This window comes from Pseudarthrobacter sp. NIBRBAC000502772 (assembly GCF_006517235.1).
Classification (GTDB): domain Bacteria; phylum Actinomycetota; class Actinomycetes; order Actinomycetales; family Micrococcaceae; genus Arthrobacter.
The window spans coordinates 1,562,363-1,580,758 of the sequence record NZ_CP041188.1 but is presented as its reverse complement, the minus strand read 5'-3'; the positions used below and the strand labels follow the sequence as shown (position 1 = coordinate 1,580,758).

At 62.4% G+C, this 18,396-nt stretch carries 12 protein-coding genes and 2 pseudogenes; 9 read left to right on the top strand and 5 right to left on the bottom strand.

Annotated elements, in window-relative coordinates; all coding sequences use genetic code 11:
* Positions 1–1,238 precede the first annotated feature (1,238 nt).
* Positions 1,239–2,219: a hypothetical protein gene (locus NIBR502772_RS07505; RefSeq protein WP_141139708.1), complete on the top strand. Its 981-nt coding sequence runs from the start codon at positions 1,239–1,241 to the stop codon at positions 2,217–2,219.
* A gap of 41 nt (positions 2,220–2,260) precedes the next feature.
* Here the strand turns inward: NIBR502772_RS07505 and NIBR502772_RS07500 are convergent, their stop codons facing one another.
* Positions 2,261–2,995, bottom strand: coding sequence for a TIGR02391 family protein (locus NIBR502772_RS07500; RefSeq protein WP_141139707.1), 735 nt, complete (start codon positions 2,993–2,995; stop codon positions 2,261–2,263).
* A gap of 96 nt (positions 2,996–3,091) precedes the next feature.
* On the opposite strand from NIBR502772_RS07500, the gene NIBR502772_RS07495 reads away from it, so the two are divergent.
* The 3 genes from NIBR502772_RS07495 to NIBR502772_RS07485 all read left to right on the top strand — a co-directional run bounded on the left by NIBR502772_RS07495 (position 3,092) and on the right by NIBR502772_RS07485 (position 7,991).
* A complete protein-coding gene (locus tag NIBR502772_RS07495) occupies positions 3,092–4,837 on the top strand; it encodes a DUF262 domain-containing protein (protein WP_141139706.1) in 1,746 nt (581 codons plus the stop codon).
* On the top strand, positions 4,834–7,134 hold the full coding sequence (locus NIBR502772_RS07490) for a DUF262 domain-containing protein (RefSeq protein ID WP_141139705.1): 2,301 nt from the start codon (positions 4,834–4,836) through the stop codon (positions 7,132–7,134). Before NIBR502772_RS07495 ends, NIBR502772_RS07490 begins: the two co-directional genes overlap by 4 nt.
* A 392-nt stretch (positions 7,135–7,526) precedes the next feature.
* The gene (locus NIBR502772_RS07485) at positions 7,527–7,991 is read left to right on the top strand and encodes a ketopantoate reductase family protein (protein WP_168223501.1); all 465 of its coding nucleotides are present in this window, start codon (positions 7,527–7,529) and stop codon (positions 7,989–7,991) included.
* A gap of 560 nt (positions 7,992–8,551) precedes the next feature.
* Here the strand turns inward: NIBR502772_RS07485 and NIBR502772_RS07480 are convergent.
* Entirely contained in the window at positions 8,552–8,839 is a 288-nt protein-coding gene (locus NIBR502772_RS07480; protein ID WP_141139703.1) for a hypothetical protein, read from the bottom strand.
* Positions 8,840–9,031: 192 nt separating this feature from the next.
* Between NIBR502772_RS07480 and NIBR502772_RS07475 the strand changes: the two genes are divergently transcribed.
* The 5 genes and pseudogenes from NIBR502772_RS07475 (at position 9,032) to NIBR502772_RS07460 (ending at position 12,934) form a co-directional block, all read left to right on the top strand.
* Complete coding sequence (locus NIBR502772_RS07475) at positions 9,032–9,349, top strand: hypothetical protein (RefSeq protein ID WP_141139702.1); 318 nt, start codon at positions 9,032–9,034, stop codon at positions 9,347–9,349.
* A 194-nt stretch (positions 9,350–9,543) separates the two neighbouring features.
* Positions 9,544–9,762, top strand: a pseudogene (locus NIBR502772_RS22705) (2-dehydropantoate 2-reductase N-terminal domain-containing protein); the annotation flags it as partial.
* 89 nt (positions 9,763–9,851) lie between these two features.
* Complete coding sequence (locus tag NIBR502772_RS07470; RefSeq protein ID WP_246848724.1) at positions 9,852–10,439, top strand: ketopantoate reductase family protein; 588 nt, start codon at positions 9,852–9,854, stop codon at positions 10,437–10,439.
* Between the two features lie 85 nt (positions 10,440–10,524).
* Complete coding sequence (locus tag NIBR502772_RS07465; protein ID WP_141139701.1) at positions 10,525–11,469, top strand: lipid kinase; 945 nt, start codon at positions 10,525–10,527, stop codon at positions 11,467–11,469.
* Positions 11,470–11,695: 226 nt separating this feature from the next.
* A complete protein-coding gene (locus NIBR502772_RS07460; RefSeq protein ID WP_141139700.1) occupies positions 11,696–12,934 on the top strand; it encodes an MFS transporter in 1,239 nt (412 codons plus the stop codon).
* A 26-nt stretch (positions 12,935–12,960) separates the two neighbouring features.
* On the opposite strand, the gene NIBR502772_RS07455 is transcribed toward NIBR502772_RS07460, so the two are convergent.
* From NIBR502772_RS07455 to NIBR502772_RS07445, 3 genes and pseudogenes are all read right to left on the bottom strand, one after another.
* Positions 12,961–14,937: an amino acid transporter gene (locus NIBR502772_RS07455; protein WP_141139699.1), complete on the bottom strand. Its 1,977-nt coding sequence runs from the start codon at positions 14,935–14,937 to the stop codon at positions 12,961–12,963.
* Positions 14,938–15,102: 165 nt separating this feature from the next.
* Positions 15,103–15,785: pseudogene (locus NIBR502772_RS07450) on the bottom strand (response regulator).
* A complete protein-coding gene (locus NIBR502772_RS07445; protein ID WP_141139698.1) occupies positions 15,782–18,352 on the bottom strand; it encodes a DUF4118 domain-containing protein in 2,571 nt (856 codons plus the stop codon). Before NIBR502772_RS07445 ends, NIBR502772_RS07450 begins: the two are co-directional and overlap by 4 nt.
* Positions 18,353–18,396 lie beyond the last annotated feature (44 nt).

Here is an 18,396-nt window from a genome sequence, read left to right as displayed (position 1 = left end):
TTCTGGAGATTGCTTGGTTCTCTTCTCCTTCCGCAAGGTCCACTTACCACTGTGTCCAAGCATGCGTCAATTCGTTGACCGTGACTCCGCCTGGGCGCCCTACCTAAGGCATTTGGAAGGGTGCGTGACTGGCACGGCAGCGACAACGCTATTGCAAATGCTGAGAATGTTGACGCGCGCCGAGGTGGAGGGGCAAAGGACCCACAACACGTGCCCGTCGTGCGCCCCAACGCTCGACCATACGGATAAGCCTTGCGGCATCCAAGGCTGGACCACGCCTAAAGCTGGCAGCCTGAAGGCCAGACACTTTGGCAAGATTTCTTGTTTGCGGATGGAACCGAAATTGGAGCGCTCACCATGATTTCTACCGTGGAGACAGCTGAAGGTGTGGATTTTCGGGCCTAGTTCGACGGCCTGGAAGCCCCGGTCACTGACCCATCTACCGAAATGATGTATCCGACCGTCCCCACCACACCTGGCAGGAGACCCAGGCGAAGCCTTGCCGCGTTCGCGACGCTTAGTTGATCTCACGTTCTAGTGGGCGCGCTATTGACGTGGCAGTGGTGTCCTGAAGCTTTGGCCGATAGCTTCTGAGCGACAAGGGCAACATGTACCCGGTGTGGGGAGAGAAGCTGCCCGGAGGCAGACGGCTCAAAGTGAGCTGATACCGATAAGACGACAGCGAAAACCCCGGCCGATGAGGATGGGAGGGGTTTCACGGGTGGCAGTTACCGTAATCAGCTTTAGCCATCGACTGGGTGAATGCCAACAGGATTCTGATCAGGATGGCAAAATTTGAATCCACCACAGAGGGAAGAATCGATACCTACCATGAACACCACCTGCACCGTCGAGCGACTCGAAAACCCCCATGCACGTGGTCATAATTCAGAACTCTTCTGATCCGCCAATATGGGAGATCGCGGGTCATTTCCCGCACCTCAATGAGGGAAAGGCTTCTTTCGCCGCCATCCCAGCGGATGACAAAAAGTGGCTGCCGATGCAGCCCGTGCCAGGTATTTCCGAAAGCAACCGACCTTTTCTTCCGAGGTAATGCTGGAAGACGGTGGTATCGCCCAGTAAAGGCGCCCGGGGAACTTCACCTGCGCCACAATGTAGCCGTCGGCGAAGATTCTGTTCGGAACCGGTCGACTCATCCGTGCTGGCAGACAAAGGAACTCTGGAAATTCCAGGGTTCGATGCTGGGCTGAGTGCCGGTACATCGTAAGGTCATCATCGTGATGAATGAAGGTGCAGTCCACACCAAGGCTGCTGACTGGTTGTATGAAGCCATCGAACGCGTCGAGGGAGACGTCCTGCTGGCTAGTCCCTACCTGTCCTACGACGTCTGCCGACGGTTGGCGCAGGTGGCCTGCCGATCGGAGTACAAGTGGCAGCTCTTTACATGCCTTGACCCCAGCGCCGTGGCAAACGGGTTTTTGCGGACAGATGGCTTGACGGAACTAATGCACGGTGGCGTCAACGTTCGCCACGTAGACAGATTGCATGCCAAGACGTTCATTGTCGGCGGGCGGGGCTTCCTCGGATCGGCAAACCTGACCGGTGCCGGACTGGGTAGCTCAGCGGCGCCAAACGTGGAGCTGGGTGTTGAGTTGGGAGTTGCCCAGGTCGTATCCGTCAGGGTGGCCATGGAGGAGTGGTCGAGTCGCGAAATCACTGCGGAAGACCTCAAAGAGCTTCACGCACAAGCACAGCAGCTGACCCAGGCAGCAAGACCTTCCTCACGCGGCATGGACAGTGTCGCCGGGCTGGCACTTGTGGAGCAACTCTTGTTGGACGCTCGCGATGGTGAGCGGACCCTTTGGTTGAAATCCGAGTACGGCGCCCCCGCGTTGGACCAGTGGCGCAATGAATGGTTCTTCGGCAGCCCCCAAAAAGGAAAAGGCAAGGGGCGGCCAAGCATTAAGCCTGGGGACCTGGTTCTGATCTGTGCCGAAACCAGGGATTGCTACGCCGTCGTAGAAGTGACCTCAGAGCCCGAAGAACTGCCCAAGTTTTACGTCGACGAGCGAGGTCAGGAGGCAGATCGCTGGCCATGGGTGAGCCAGACCAAACCACGCTTCGTCCCGGATGATTTGCTTGAGCTCAAAGCAAACGAGCTCGTCCGGAGCACCCGTGGCCTGCAAAATGGTCACATTCGGTTGAGCTTCGAGCAGTTCACAAACGCGGTTCGCTCACTTGCAAGACTCATAACATAGTGGCCGTGCAGGGACTAGTTGAGGCCCAGAGGGTCAGGTTCTCATGGGTTGTCGACGTCAGCTTGGTCTATCCAACGTGCTAGAAGGCTGAAGGCCGCCAGCTGTTCAAGAGCAAGCTGCTCTTCGCCCCCGTCGCCTTCTCGAGGCTGATGCATCCCAGGATTACGGATCGCTGTGTAGAGACCGTCTGCAAAGGATCGAGCACCTCTGTGAAGGTTCTGATATGTCCTTCCGCCGTCGTTCTTCATCAACCTGAGCCGCGGTGCACCCTCTTTTGGCGCATCCAGTGAGAACGCTTCGTTGAAAAGCACCGTCTCCGATACGTCCATCCGCCCCAGCTTTGCTTGAGCCTCAGCGTTGATACGGATCGCAGCCTGCATTACAGCCTGGTGATAGTGGCCGGTGTTCCAATAGGACCTGCCATTGTCCCACGCCCAAGGGTGGAGATTGGCGGCGTCCATATCTGGCGCGTTATCTCCTAGGTTTTCAGCCAGCTCGGCTGCCCGATGTAACGCGGCCTTGGCTCTCGAAGCTTGATCACGGAGCCAAGCGTGACTTTGATCTTTCGCAGGTCGTTCTTGCCTCCAACCCGGCAGAACACGATCAAGAATTTGCTCGACTACGTGCGCGCGCTGAGATGCTTCAGTCTCTGATCCGCGCGTATATGTTCCAATGATGAAAACCCCGCCGTCGCTATTGTCGTAGGCGACCTGATCGGTTACGTGGAGGAACTGGTCAATCTCTTTGATCGCCCATTCAGGATTCAGCTTGCTCATGCAATCATCCTGCCGTGTCACGCCGACATCTCTAAGCAGGACTCATGAAAATGTGTCGCGCAACTCGTCGACACGGCACTCGAATATGGTGGGTGCATGGACGCAATACTAGAGCGACGTGCCGTCGGAGACATCGCGGGATCATTCTTCGTTCCCGCGTACCAGCGCGGCTATCGGTGGGGGACTGAGGAGGTCGGGCGCTTGCTCGACGACATTTGGGCGAGTAACGGCGACCCCTACTACCTGCAGCCAGTCGTGGTGAAGCCGATGGGGGATGGCAGGTGGGAGTTGATCGACGGCCAACAGAGGTTGACCACGTTGTTTCTCATATTCCAGTACATGCGGAGCGAGGGCCTACAGAACGCCGGTGCAGGATTCACGATCGAGTACGAGACGCGAAGCGGAAGCGCAGATTTCCTGGGCAATCCGACGGAAAAGCGCCGACGCGAGAACATTGACTTCCATCACATCTTCGCCGCCTATGCGCACATCAACAAATGGTTCGATCAGCACGAGCACCGCAAGCAATGGGCCGCGAACCGGTTCTACGACTACCTTTTCGAGTCGGTCCGAGTGATCTGGTATGAAGCCGCGAAGGAACTTGACTCCATCGCGCTCTTCACGCGATTGAACGTTGGACGGATCCCGCTCTCGGATGCCGAACTCGTTAAGGCTCAATTGCTCGCCAAACTCCAGCATCGCGCGGGGTTCTCTGACCGCAGCGAGCAGACCGCCGCTCAGTGGGACCAGTTCGAACGTGAACTCCGAGTACCGGAGGTCTGGTCGTTCGTGACCACGCTTAGCGAGGATGAACCAACGCGAATTAGCTTAATCTTGGATACCCTCGCCGATCGTCGCGGAGGCACACCACCCGGCGGGCATCGGCCGCCGTACTACACGTTCGAGACTCTGCGGCCAGTGATCGACGACGACCCGCAGGCATTCTGGGACGCCGTGGTTCAGCTGCATTCTCTCATCGTCGGCTGGTACGAGGATCGCGACATCTTCCACAAGGTGGGCTACCTGGTGGCGACCCGCAAACACACGTTCGCGGGCCTTCTCGAAGCAGTGACCGGGCTGACTAGGCCCGCGCTCCAGGCCGTGCTCGATGAACTCATCGCCAAGCATCTGAACCTCACGGCTGGCCAGGTAGCTGACCTCGACTACCAGAAGTCGGGTTCGAGATGCTCGGATGTCCTCCTTCTGATGAATGTGGAGACAGTCCGCCTCCGATCCGACTCTACGGAGCATTACTCGTTCCATGCGCACTCACGTGGCGTCTGGTCGCTCGAACACATACACGCGCAGAACGCCCTTGACCTCAAGCGCGACGAGAAGGTGTGGACCGAATGGCTCCGGCTTCACCGCGGCGCCATCAGCGACGTCCCGAATATCGACGAGGACCTACGCAATTACCTCTTGGCCGAAATCGATGGCGTCCTCGCGGCGATCGCCGACCCTCGGATCGTCGGGGTGGGCACCCAGTTCGATCAGACCAAAGCCCTCGTCGAGACTGCGCTAACCGAGGGGAAAGCTGATGGCGACGACGGCGTGCATACGATTTCCAACCTTGCGTTGCTTGCGAGCGGCGATAACAGTGCCCTGTCGAACTCGACATTCGAAGTGAAGCGGAGGGAGATCATCGGTCGCGACAAAACGGGCTCCTACATCCCCCCTTGCACCCGCAACGTGTTCCTGAAGTACTACACCGACGCTGACGACCAGCAGATCCATTTCTGGGGAGTTCAGGACCGAGAGGCGTATCTGGACGCGATTCTCGCGGCGATTCAGCCGTACCTGAGGCCCGACCCCGAGTTGAACGAAAAGGAGTTCGTCGCGTGAAAGGACACAAAACGACATTCGCCGGGATGTTCGGCGACGCGGCGGGTGAAATGCCGAGCGTCGCGCGAATCGAAATCCCCCTCATCCAGCGCGACTACGCGCAAGGTAGGACAGGGGCACTCGTCGAGACGATTCGACACGACTTCCTTGATGCAGTCATCGGGGCGGTTGGCGGCGGCGAACCCTTGGATCTCGATTTCGTTTACGGGGAGATAGAGGACTCGGCGCTCAAGCCGTTGGACGGACAGCAACGCCTTACGACGCTCTTCCTCCTGCACTGGTACCTCGCGGCACGAACCGATCGACTGGGTGACGCGGAAGGAATCCTCAAGTTGACGTACGCGACTCGCCCGACAGCGGAGCTCTTCTGTCGGCAGCTCGTGAACCCGCATCATCCACTGACCGACGACTTCGCCGTGCCATCCGAATGGATCACGAACCAGTCGTGGTACCTATATGCATGGCGGCACGATCCGACGGTCCAGGCGATGCTCGTCATGTTGGACGCCATCCACGATCGACTCGGCCAAGCGCAGGTCGATCTCGAGGAGGCGTGGTCGCGCCTGATCGCCAAGGATCGGCCGGCGGTCTCGTTCTACTTCCTCCCCATCGATGACATGCCTTCTGGGGACGAGCTGTACATCAAGATGAACTCCCGCGGGAAACCGCTGACTGGCTTCGAGAACTTCAAGGCCCGATTCGAGAAGCTACTCGCGGACGGGACCGACGCGGAGAGGTTCAACCGCATTATTCACAAGATCGATGGCGCCTGGACTGACGTCCTGTGGCAGTTCGACGGTGGCGACGACATCGTCGACGACGAGTTTCTTCGGTACTTCGAGTTTGTTGTCGAAGTGTGTGAGTGGCGGGACGGTGAGACGATGCAAAGCGCAACTCTGCTCCAGCGCACGGAGCGGGCTTTCGGACCCGCGAATCCACGACGTGAGTCGCACCTGGACTTCATGGAACACGCGTTCGACACGTGGGTGGGTGTTGACGACGTCCGCGAATTGTTCGCGAGCGTGTTCGCCGAGTCGGATAGCGCACAAACGGCAGCCGACCAGGAAAAGGTCCCGCTTTTCGACGCCACCGACATCAACCTGTTTGCGTCCTGTTTGCGTCGTTATGGTATTAAGCGTGGGCGTAACCGTCAATTCTCCTTGGCGGAGACGCTGTTCCTGCTCGCCGTGCTTGTCCATCGGCAGTACCGGACCGATGATTTCGCGACGCGGGTTCGCGTCTTACGCAACCTCATCGACCTAGCGGATGACGAGGTCCGTGAAGCTCGCATGACCGACCTCGTTCCGGGGGTCGAGCTGTTAATCAGAGGCGCGTCGCTCGAGGAGCTTCGTGGTTTCAACCCCGATCGAGTCCGTGACGAGCAGGCAAAGCAAGCGTTCAAGGGCACTGATCTCGAGGTGGTGATTCATCGCCTTGAAGATCATCCGCTTCTCCGCGGGCGAATCTTCGCGTTCGATCTAGAATCAGCAACGCTTCCGGCGCGCGCCAATGAATTCGTACGCGTTACCGAACCGGATGCGTGGGGACTCTTCGCTGCCGCACTGCTCGCCAAAGGTGACTATGGCTTCGACCTCGGCAGCGGGCGTGTCAGACAATTCGGAACACGCGCGGCGAACCAGGCGTCGCGATGGCGGGAAGTGTTCTCCCACTCCGGCCGCGGGAGAAACGGCGAACTGCGTTCGGCACTTGCCGCCCTACTTGACGAGGTCTCCGCCTCGGACGAACCCACGCTGAGCAGCCTGGAGCGCGCTGCCGCTGAGTTCGTCACCTCCCGTCACGCATCAGGCAGGCTCGACTGGCGCTATTACTTGGTCGCCTACCCGGCAATGCGCGAAGGCGAAACGGGGATCTACTACGGCGAGCACCGACCCATTAGGGGGATTTGGGGCTACTCGATGTGCATGCTCCGCACCGCCTCGTTGACGGGAAGCGCCTACTACCGAGACCCCTTCCTACTCGCGATCTATCGCGCCAGCGCGGTCGAGGACCGAATCAACGACCCTTGGTTTCGAGGTTACGAGACGGCGCCGCGATGGCTTCAGCTCTCGCGGAGCGGCGGCGGCATCCGGTGTGTCGAAGAAGGCTTCCAATTGGCAGCGCCCCAGGATGCCGACGCTTCGAACCGCTTTCACGCTATTTGTCGGGCGCACGGCGCCACAGGTGCGGAGTTCCTCCCCGTCCGCCAGGTGGAGGTCGATGGAGAACTGATCGATGCGGAGGATCGGGTCGTCGTAGGTGCGGCACTCGTGCGGGCGCTGGTCGAAGCGGGAATCTAAACTCAACGGCGTGCCGCGGTCATCGCCTCGAGCTGGGAGGCGGCGGTAAATGGCGGGCGTTCGTTTGGGAACGTCGACCGGTGATTGAGACCGTTGCAGCTAGGGGACTTCTCCTCGGCATCGTTCTCTAAGCAGAGCCAGACTTGCACGTCCTAGGCCGGGCCAACCACGAGCCCTTCCGCGCCCGCCTCGAGCTCCAGCAACGGCCGGCAGTACGGCGGTGGCAAACACGGTTTCGCCGACAGCAGCGATCAACGTGACCGGCTGGACACCGAGCAGCCGCTGCCGGTGAACCTCGACGGCGGGATCGTCGCCACCACGCCGTCGGACTAGGTATAAGGCCTGCACCTTGTCTCCCCCGGCCAGCCGGACTGGAACTGGCGGAACCGGCGGTGGGCGGGCTCAACGGAAACCTTGTCCCTACGGATGTCTCCGAGGCCCTGGACGTGCCCGGCGTCGACTTCTCGATAGTGGACGACGTAGCCGGCGCCCTGTGGGAGAAATGGGTATTCATCGCTGCCGCAGGAATCGTCAACTGCCTGTTCCGGGCGCCGGTTGGACGGATCATCGAGGCCGGCGGGCGGCCCAAAATCCTGGAGGCCATCAGTGAAACCGAAGCGGTGGCGGCCGCGGCAGGACATCCCGTGTCCGACGCCGGGCATGCACAAGCGGTCGGCATACTGACTCAACCGGGATCCGCGTTCACTTCCTCCCTGTACCGGGACCTCAGCGCAGGGCTCCCCTCGGAAGCCGAGCACATCCTCGGCGACCTCGCCGGCAGAGCCCGCAGCCTCAACGTCCCTACGCCTCTGTTGGAACTCACCCTCATCCAGATCAGGGCCGGCCTTCCAGCCTGAACCACTCCGGCGCGGCCAGCAGGCGGCGGAGCCAGGGACCGGAGCGGGCGAGCTGATCAACCGGCGACGCCGTGCTCTTCCCGCTGCCGAAAGACCGGACAAGACCCTCTTCCCAGCAGAACTCGCGTCTAGGAACTGGCCGGTCAGGCAGCCAAGGCGTCGTCGCAGACTATGGGACGCCGCGGGGAGGATCCAGCAGCGTTCTGAAGCGGCACTAACCGGCAGGAACACCAATGAAATAGTCGCCGATTGAGGGCCCCTGGGCTGGGTGGGAATCAGTTTCCGTATGCTCCTCCGCCATCCCGTGCGAAGCCGTCATATAACAGCGGCAACCCTGCCGCACCGGCCAGCGGGCCGCCGTCGTAATTCACGACCCGGCCGCTTGCCACCGGGCCCCGTGGCTGAGCGAATGGATGGCGGCCAAACAGGAGGCGAAGGCGGCGGTGGCAGGCTAACTGCCGACTGGCACGAAAAAGGAGGTCGACGACGACACCCAGTGTCGCCGTCGGCCTCCTTTTATGCCCGCGCAGTGGTGCTATCCCCCGCAGGGCGCTGGGGCTCTATGCCGCCGTTGGAAGCGATACGTAGCTGCCCTCGATGACGCTGGCGGCAACAACGGGAGTGCCGTCTACTGTGACATAGCTGCCACGGGTGACGGGGCGCAGGTTTCGGCCGCCAGCGACGGTGCCATAACTGCCCTCGACGCCGACGGGGACGCTGCCGGCGGGGAGAGTCACGTAGCTGCCGCCGCGCACTGCGGTGTCAGCGACAGTGATCCCGGTAGCGTTCTTGAGGGTGGTTTCGGTGGTGGATGAGAAGGTTTCGGGGCGTTCGGTCAGCAAAGTCATGAGTTCTCCGTGGGGTTTCGGGATAAGGTGCGGTACTCAAGGGCTACGGTGGCCTATACCCAATTTTACGGCTTAATGTGAGCTACTCAAAATAAGGTGGCAGGGCTCACGTCATACGCCAGGCCCTGTTCGCCGTCCGATGCGGGGACTAGTCTGATCCGCATAAACGTCCACCGCCGTCAAGGAGCCGTCATGGCCGGGTTTGTGCAGATCATCGAATTCAAGACCTCCCGTATCAAGGAGATTGAAGAACTGGGCCGTCCCTCAAGAACCGATGGGAGCGCTCCGGCCACGTTCCGTCGGATTGTTGCCACGGCGGACAGGGACCACCCGGGCACCTACTTCACCATCGTCGACTTCGAATCGTTTGAGTCGGCGATGGAGAACTCCGGCCGGCCGGAAACGTCGGAGTTCGCTGCCAAAATGGCGGAACTGTGCGATGGACCCGTGATCTTCCACAATCTGGATGTCATGTGGGAAGACACCGGAAACGGCGCGGGCAACGGCTAGCCAGCTTCAGCAGGCCGCCTGACGGGGCGCCGGCGCAACCTTCCCGGAACAGTGGCGAACCCAGTTCGCCACCGGTGTAAAGGTCATGCTGAAACCCTCTAGCCTTGGAAGATCGGATACAAAGCCTCCTCTGCTGTTCCCAGGCTCCTGTGTCCGGACAATCCTTGAAAACCACCCCGGAAAGGCATGCACCAATGCGGGTACTCGTCGTCGGAGCCGGAGCCACAGGCGGGGCGTTCGGCACGCTCCTGCAGGAAGCGGGACGGGATGTCACCTATTTGGTGCGTCCGCGCAAGCAGGAGGTCCTTCGCCGCGACGGGTTACGCTTCATCTCCCCCACCGCTGACCGGACACACCCGGTAAAAACCATCACCGCCCCGGACGGGTCAGAGACCTTCGACCTGATCCTCGTCACGGTCAAAGCCACCGCGTTCGAGGGCGTCCTCGGCGAGATTGGCGCTTTCGTGGGGCGGGAACCAGCATCATTCCCATCCTCAACGGCATGGCCCATGTGGACCGGCTTGAGCAGTTGTACCCGGGCCAGGTGCTCGGCGGCCTGGCCCGGATCGTCGCCACTCTTGACGGCGATGTGGTCCGCCAGCAGATGCCCCTCACTTCCCTCACGGTGGGCGGGCTGAGCGGAAACCCTGTCCCTACGGATGTTTCCGAAGCTCTGGACGTGCCCGGCGTCGACTTCTCGGTAGTGGACGACGTAGCCGGCGCCCTGTGGGAGAAATGGGTATTCATCGCGGCCGCAGGAATCGTCAACTGCCTGTTCCGGGCGCCGGTTGGACGGATCATCGACGCCGGCGGGCGGTCCAGGATCCTGGAGGCCATCAGTGAAACCGAAGCGGTGGCGGCGGCGGCAGGACATCCCGTTTCCGACGCCGGTCATGCACAGGCGGTCGGTATCCTGACTCAACCGGGATCGGCGTTCACTTCCTCCCTGTACCGGGACCTCAGCGCAGGGCTCCCATCGGAGGCCGAGCACATCCTCGGCGACCTTGCCGGCAGAGCCCGCAGCCTCAACGTCCCTACGCCTCTGTTGGAGCTCACCCTCATCCAGATCAGGGCCGGCCTTCCAACCTGAACCACTCCGGCGCGGCCAGCAGGCGGCGAAGGCGAAGGCTGCGGTGGCGGGCTGGTTCACAGGTCCACCGCCTAACATGGCCCACATGAAAGCTGCCCGGGACGCACGCTCTGCCGCCGTTGTGATCAACGCCGGATCACGCCGAGGGGCGGCACACGAAGTTGCCGTGGACACGATGCGCAAGGCAGGCGTGCCGGTCTCCGCCGTGCACCATGTGCACTCGGGGGCAGACCTGGTCGGAACGTTTGACCGGGTGCTGGCGGACGGGCACGACCTGGTGGTTGTCGGCGGCGGCGACGGGACTGTGTCCTATGCCGCCGGTCGCGTTGCCGGCACCAACGTTGTGCTCGGCGTTCTTCCGCTGGGCACCGCCAACGACTTCGCCCGCACGCTGGAGATACCCAACAACATTGCCGAAGCCTGCGCTGCCGTCGCGGAAGGAAAGGTGGTGGACATCGACCTCGGCCGTGCCAACGGCGAGCCATTCCTCAACGTCGCGTCCGTGGGCCTGTCGGTCGCTGTTACCGAAGCGCTCAGCCCCCGCCTGAAGCGGCTTCTCGGGCCGCTGGCCTACGGCATTGCCACCCTGCGCGCTTATACCGGGCACAAGGCGTTCCGGGCCCGTCTCGAGTTCTCCGACGGGGACCACGAGCCGATGGAGCTCGACAACCTGCTTCAGGTGGCCGTCGGCAACGGCCGGCATTACGGCGGCGGCAACACGGTCTCCCCCACGGCAGGGATCGACGATCACACCCTCGACATCTACGCCATCCTGGCCGGCCCGCTCCGGGAGCACGTGAGCATCGCACGGTTGCTCAAGGACGGAAGCTTCATCAAACACGACCGGGTGTACCACCTGACCACCAGACGCGTCCGGCTGGTCACCGACCAGCCGCTGCCGGTGAACCTCGACGGCGAGATCGCGACCACCACGCCCACCGACTTCACCGTCCAGCGCAACGCCGTCCACGTCGTGGTGCCCCAGAGCAGCACCAGCGCGCTGTTCGACGGACCGGGCGCCCCGCCCTAGCGGTCCGGCTTTAGTCTTGCCGCTCCCCCCGGAGTGAAGCTCCCAAAGCTGCCAGCCGGCGTCGTACTTCCCTCCAAGACTGCCGCCGCCGACGGCCCGTGAACGAGTTTCCTGGTGCCCGAACCTGCACGTAACAACCTCGTTCACCCGGTAAACTTATGGAGGAATTGTTCGGCCCGCAGAGCCCGGTTCCAGCCCCCTCCTCCTTGAATGGAACAACTCCCCCATGTCCTCCGCGACTTCCGCGCCGGCCGCCCAGCGTTTCCCGCTGGCCGCCATGATGGTCCTGGCCACCATCGCCTTCACCGCCATCACCACCGAACTGCTCCCCTCCGGCCTGCTCCCCCAGATCAGCACCGGCCTGAACGTCTCCGAACCGGTGGCCGGCTACCTCGCCGCCGCCTACGCCGCCGTCATCGTGGTCACCGTGGTGCCCGCCGCACGGCTGCTCGGCAAGGTCCCGAAGCGCCCCCTGCTCGTGGCGCTCGTGCTGACGTTCGCGCTCAGCAATGCCATGGTGGGCCTCGCGCCCGACTTCACCTCCGCCATGATCGCGCGGCTGGTGGGCGGCCTGGCCCACGGACTGCTCTGGACCACCATGGCCCCCTATGTCGCGCGTGTGGTCCCGGCTGCCAAGGTGGGCAAGGCCCTGGCCATCGTCTTCAGCGGCAACAGCCTGGGCCTGGCCGTCGGCGCCCCAATCGGCACCGCACTTGGCGGCTTCCTCGGCTGGCGCGCGTCGTTTCTGGCCCTCGCCGGCTTCAGCCTGCTCCTCGCCGTCGTCGGATTCTTCCTGCTGCCGTCCGTCCGGCAGGTCGCCGGCGAGGCCCGCCCCTCCCTGCGCGCTGCCATCGCCCAGCCCGGCGTGAAGCCCGTGGCCATCGCCTGGCCGCTGCTGGTCCTGGCCCACTTCGCGCTCTTCACCTACATCGCCCCGTACATCCGCGACGCCGGCCTGCCCGACTACGCCATCACCCTCTCCCTCACCGTCCTGGGCGTCACCGGCCTGCTGGGCATCTGGATCGCCGGGCTCACCGTCGACTCGCACCCGCGCCGTTCGCTCCTGATCACGACGGCGGCGATCGCCGTCTCGATGCTGCTGTTGCCGTTTGTGGGCGGCAGCCTCGCCTTCGCCCTGGTGCTGATGTCGGTGTGGGGCGCCGGTCTGGGTGCCATCGGCATCTACAACCAGTCGGCCATCCTCCGTGCCGGCCGCGAGAACAAGGACGCCGCCAACGGGCTCACGGTCCTGACCATCCAGCTGGGCATCACCATCGGCGCCCTCTACGGCTCCGCCGCCCTGGTGGTGGCCGGACCGCTGCTGGTCCCGGCCGCCGCGGCCCTCCCTGTCATCGCCGCACTGGTGATCGCCTGGGCCGGAAAGACGGCGGCGTACCCGCCCGGCCCGCGCGAGTCGGTGTGGAAGAACCCGCGGCCCATCGAGGAGCGGGCGGGCAGGCGCTAACTCGAATGGCATGTGCTGGTCCACAGTCAGCCGACGTGGACCCACGGGCGTTGGGTGACATCGGGCACCGCTTCCCGCAGTACTTCCCGGGTGACGGGAGCGATTTCGCCTTCGCCAAGGAAGAGGAACCGCAGGAGATTTATCACCGGGTTGCCTTCAGTCCAGCGGAAGTAGATGTGAGGCATCAGGCCGGTCACGTCGCGGATATGAAGCAGCACGGAAGCGATGGTGTTCGGCACGACAGGGCCATGGACCTCCAGGATGCGGTACCCGTGCCGCATCACGCCGCGCACCTGCAGTTCCGTTTCAAAGTCGGAGGAATCATCCACGATCACTTCCAGGAAAAGAGCCTCGTGTTCGAGGGGCAGATGGCTGACCTCGATCGCGGATCTGAGCTTGTCCTGATAGGCCTCGGCGGATATGCGGCGTGGTTCGTGGGCGATGATCGCTATTGGCCCTTCGAGGTCGGCGGACATGAATTGCAGCGCTTCCTGATCAAGATGAACCCGGGTGGCGTGCAGTTCAAAGGAGCGTCGGATCCGCGAGAGCATTGAGATCACAATGATGCCCAGGATGAAGATGCCTGCGATCTTGATTCCTTCCGGACGTTCAATGATGTTGGCAATGGTGGTGTAGGTGAACACCACGGCGATCGAGCCGAATCCGATGGTGCGCTTTCGCTGTTTCCGGCGCCGGGCCGAGAGCGTGACTGCAACAGCTGCCGAGGTCATCAGTACCAGCACGCCTGTGGCATATGCCCCACCCTGGGCATCCACATCAGCGTCAAAGAGGTAGGTGATCAGGAACCCGATCAGCGTGAAGACGAGCACGAGGGGGCGGACTGCTTTGGCCCATCCGGGGGCCATCCCATACCGGGGAAGGTATCGGGGGACCAAGTTCAGCAGCCCAGCCATTGCGGAAGCACCGGCGAACCAGAGGATCGCGATGGTGCTGATGTCGTAGATGCTGCCGAATCCGACGCCGAGGTATTCGTGGGCGAGGTAGGCCAGGGCGCGACCGTTGGCCTGTCCGCCGTCCTGGAATTCCTGCTCCGGGATGAGCACCACTGTGATGAAGCTGGTGGTAATCAGGAAGGAACTCATAATTACGGCGGCCGTCGTCAGCATACGGCGCGTTCCGCGGATGCGGCCCGCAGGGTTTTCCTCGGTATCCTCCTCGTCGCCCCTGACCTGTGGCATAACCGCGACTCCGGTTTCGAATCCGGAAAGTCCCAGTGCCAGTTTCGGGAAGACGAGCAAGGCGAACGCGATCACCATGAGGGGATCGCCGTGGGCAGTCCACAGTGCCGTGGACCAGTCAGTGACGGCTACTGGGTGGGTGAAGACTTGAACGGTTGCTACGACCACGATCACGGCGTTGAGGCTGAGGTACACGAGAACAATTGCGACGGCGACTCCGATGGCTTCCTTGAAGCCGCGCAGGAACACGGCCGCGAGGAGTGCCAGGAGGAAGAGCGTGACGAGGACGTTCTGTCCCTGGAACCAGGCGGGAACCAAGGGGTTGTGGATCAGGTGCTCGCTGGCATCGGCGGCCGACAGTGTCATGGTGATCATGAAGTCAGTGGCGGCGAACCCAAGCAGTACCAGGACCAACAGCTTGCCGCCCCAGCTCGGAACCAGCCGTTCGAGCATGGCGATGGACCCCTCGCCGCGGGGGCTTTCGCCGGCAACCCGCCGGTAAACGGGCAGGGCGCCGAAAAGAGTGACGGCAACCAGCACCATTGTGGCCAAGGGAGAGATGACACCGGCAGCCAAGGCTGCAATGGCCGGCTGGTAGCCCAGGGTGGAGAAGTAGTCCACGCCTGTCAGGCACATCACCTGCCACCAGGGATGCTTCTTTTCCTGAGGCGAAGTCACACCACCTGGGCCCGGGTGTGAGCCCTTGCTGTCCTGGAGGCCGAAGAGCAGCCAACTCTTCAGCGTCGGCTTCCCGTCCGACGAGGGGGACGAGTGGTCAGCCGGTGGCCTGCTCAACGTGGTCATTGGTTCCTTTCCGCACGGCAACTTGCACCGCAACCAGAGCGAAACTAACACCGGCGCCGAACCGCGGACCGAGAAAGGGGCGTTTTTTGATGAATCCTTTACGCCGCCACGTCCGGGACCTCAGACCGACGCCGGATCTCGAGGCGGCCGCCGTTCAGAGGCGGACTAAGGCTCGAAGCGGTATCCCATTCCGGCTTCGGTGAGAAGGTGGCGGGGCCGAGCCGGGTCAGCTTCAAGCTTGCGGCGCAACTGTCCCATATAGACACGCAGGTATTGAGTTTCGCCGTCGTAACCTGGGCCCCAGATCTTCGCCAGCATCTGCTGCTGGGTGATGAGCCGTCCCGGGTTGCGGACCAGCAGTTGCAGAATTGCCCATTCGCGGGGGTGAGCCGGACCGGGGCACCATCGCGGGTCACTTTCTGGTTTGCGAGGTCCACTTCGAAGTCCCCTACATCGACTGTCAGGTCTTGTTCGTCTCCGTCGGATGTTCCGAGGCGGCGTTCGGCAACGCGCAACCGTGCCAGAAGTTCATCCAGACCAAAAGGTTTGGTCACATAGTCATCCGCTCCCGCGTCGAGGGCCCTGACTTTGTCCACGGACCCGTGCCGGGCAGAGAGAACAATGATCGGCGTGCTGCTGGAACGGCGAATTTTGGTGATGACGTCCACGCCATTGATGTCGGGCAGTCCAAGGTCCAGAACGATGAGATCCGGATGGTGGCTCGCGGCGTGCTGAAGAGCCATGGTCCCGTCCAGCGCGGTCAGCACCTGGTATCCCTCGGCGTGCAGGTTTACCTGCAACGCTCGCAGGAGCTGGGGTTCGTCATCTACGACAAGTATGGTCCTCATGGCTCATCTCTTTCGCCATCGCGGGAATTGAGATGCGAGTTCCATCCGGCGGAAAGAGGGAGCCGGATCACGATCGTCAGTCCTCCCCCTGGCGTCGGTTCTGCCGTCAGCAGTCCACCCATCGCTTCGGTGAAACCTTTCGCGACAGCCAGCCCCAGCCCTATGCCGAGGCCTTCCGGCGCATCATCGAGGCGCTGGAACGGCTCAAACATGGCGACCACGTCCGCTGCCTGCACACCCTGACCGTGGTCCACGATCCGGAGTTCTCCGCAGGGACGTCCTTCGATGGTGGCGGCCCCTGATCCGCTGGAGGGTCCGACGATGACAATGTCAGAGCCGGGGGCGTATTTCAGGGCGTTCTCCACGATATTGGCGATAACGCGTTCCAGCATGCCAATGTCGGCATCGATGGCTGGCATGTTCGGAGCAAGATCAATCCGTATGGCTCCTTCCGGCAGCCCCCGCAGCGCGTCTTCGATGGCATCACGCCAGGTCACCGGAGATGTGAGCGGGGCGGTGGATCCGCTGGATATTCGGGACATGTCCAGGAGGTTCGCGATCAGGGCATCGAGCCGATCGGAATAGGATTCGATGGTGTTGAGCATTTCGTCCTGTACCTCTTCAGGAAGCCGTCGCTTCTGGCGCTGCAGAGCGGTGACGGCAAGCTTGATTCCCGCCAGCGGTGTCCGAAGGTCATGGCTGACCGCACGCAGAATGGACGTCCGGATGCTGTTGCCCTCCGCCAGTTTCGTGGTCTTCTTTAGTCTGAGGTGGAGTGCATGACGCTGCCGGAGTAAGAGCAGGTGTGCCCCGTGTGCTGTCAGCAACCGCCGCTCCCCGGCGGTGAGCGTCCTGCCCGAGACCACCAGTGCGGTCTCCGGATCTGCGATTTCACACGCATCGGCGTCGGATTCCCCCGACCCTGGAGCCGGCGGCGGCGCTTCTCCTGAATGCGCCTGAAGATCCCAGCCACCAGCGTCCGCAGCTCTGGTGAACAGTCCGGCGGAGCGGACCTGGAAGGTCTCACGGACCTTGTCCAGGAATGCCGCAATGGTGTCATCTTCGATCAGGGCGTCCCTGGCCAGGTCCGCCAATGTCGCCGCCTCGGCACGGGCACGGGCAGCCTCCTGTGCCCGCTTGGCCGAGAGACCCACGACCAGGGACACAGCAATGGCAGCACCCACGAACACGAGCAAAGCGAACAGATTCTGCGGGTCATTGATGCTGAAGCTCCCGACGGGATCAGTCTCGAAGTAATTGAGCAGCAACGAGTCCAGAATCGCAGCGAGCACTGCGGGCCACAGACCCCCGATGAATGCCACCGCCATCACTCCGGTCAGATGGACCAGCACATGAGTGGCAAAGTTCAACTCCGGGCCAAGCGACATCAACGCGGTGGCCAGGACAGGGACGAGTACCGCCAAGACAAAGCCCGCGGTAGTTCTGGCCCGCCCCAGCCCTCCGGAGCTGACCTTGGGCAGTCCGCGACTGCCCAGGGGGTGGGAGACCATGTGAACGTCGATGTCGCCGGAGCCCCTAACCACCTTGGACCCCACGCCGCTGCCCAGCAGCCGGCTGCTCAGCCGGCCCCGGGAGACCCCCACGACAATCTGGGTTGCATTGACGCTACGGGCAAACTCCAGCAAAGTCTCTGCTATGTCGTCGCCGGATACCGTGTGGTAGCTTCCGCCCAGATCGGTCACAAGCTGGCGCTGAGCCTCCAGAGCCAGCGGCGACTCCGCAGGTTGGCCGTCAGAATGGCGAACATGAACAGCCAAAAGGTCTCCGCCATTTACCCTCGATAGAATCCTCGATGCCCGCCGGACGAGCACCTCGCCCTCCGGGCCCCCTGTGAGGCCGACGACCACCCGTTCGCGCGCCGGCCAGTTTGCTGTGATGCCCTGGCTGGCCCGGTATTTCGCCAGCCCTTCATCGACTCTGTCTGCCAGCCAGATCAGGGCGACCTCCCGCAGCGCGAAGAGGTTGCCGAGCCGGAATTCATTTGCCAGGGCAGCGTCAACTCTGTCTCTGGGATAGATGTTTCCATCAGCGAGCCGCTGGCGCAGCAATTCCGGAGAAATGTCCACGAGTTCGATCTGATCTGCCCTGCGCACGACCTCATCAGGAATCGATTCGTTCTGAGGCACCTGGGTGATGGCGGACACGACGTCCCCCAGAGAGGCAAGGTTCTGGACGTTAACGGTGGAGAGCACATCAATGCCTGCGTCAAGCAGCGCCTCGATGTCCTGCCACCGCTGAGCGTTCCGACTCCCAGGAGCGTTGGCATGAGCATACTCATCAACGACGGCAACCTCAGGGTGCCGGGCCAACACTGAATCCACGTCCATCTCCTGCACGCCAAGGCTGTCGGGCTCCGCCAGCCGCGCGATAATGACCTCCAGCCCTGTCATGAGTTCCCGCGTTTCCAGCCGGCCATGGTCCACGGCGATGCCGACAACAACATCCCTGCCGCCGCCGAGCAACTGGTGGGCCTCCTGCAACATGGCAAAAGTCATGCCCACCCCCGGCGCTGCCCCCAGAAAAATGCGAAGAGTTCCCCTTGCCATATCCACAGTCTGTCAGTTCCCAACCCGGTCCAAGTCATGGTCAC

Bases quoted from the DNA above. Each gene is read 5' to 3' on its own strand.
- NIBR502772_RS07455 (WP_141139699.1), bottom strand. From the start codon at position 14,937: ATGACCACGTTGAGCAGGCCACCGGCTGACCACTCGTCCCCCTCGTCG.
- NIBR502772_RS07445 (WP_141139698.1), bottom strand. From the start codon at position 18,352: ATGGCAAGGGGAACTCTTCGCATTTTTCTGGGGGCAGCGCCGGGGGTG.
- NIBR502772_RS07500 (WP_141139707.1), bottom strand. From the start codon at position 2,995: ATGAGCAAGCTGAATCCTGAATGGGCGATCAAAGAGATTGACCAGTTC.
- NIBR502772_RS07465 (WP_141139701.1), top strand. From the start codon at position 10,525: ATGAAAGCTGCCCGGGACGCACGCTCTGCCGCCGTTGTGATCAACGCC.
- NIBR502772_RS07470 (WP_246848724.1), top strand. From the start codon at position 9,852: ATGGCCCATGTGGACCGGCTTGAGCAGTTGTACCCGGGCCAGGTGCTC.
- NIBR502772_RS07495 (WP_141139706.1), top strand. From the start codon at position 3,092: ATGGACGCAATACTAGAGCGACGTGCCGTCGGAGACATCGCGGGATCA.
- NIBR502772_RS07480 (WP_141139703.1), bottom strand. From the start codon at position 8,839: ATGACTTTGCTGACCGAACGCCCCGAAACCTTCTCATCCACCACCGAA.
- NIBR502772_RS07475 (WP_141139702.1), top strand. From the start codon at position 9,032: ATGGCCGGGTTTGTGCAGATCATCGAATTCAAGACCTCCCGTATCAAG.
- NIBR502772_RS07460 (WP_141139700.1), top strand. From the start codon at position 11,696: ATGTCCTCCGCGACTTCCGCGCCGGCCGCCCAGCGTTTCCCGCTGGCC.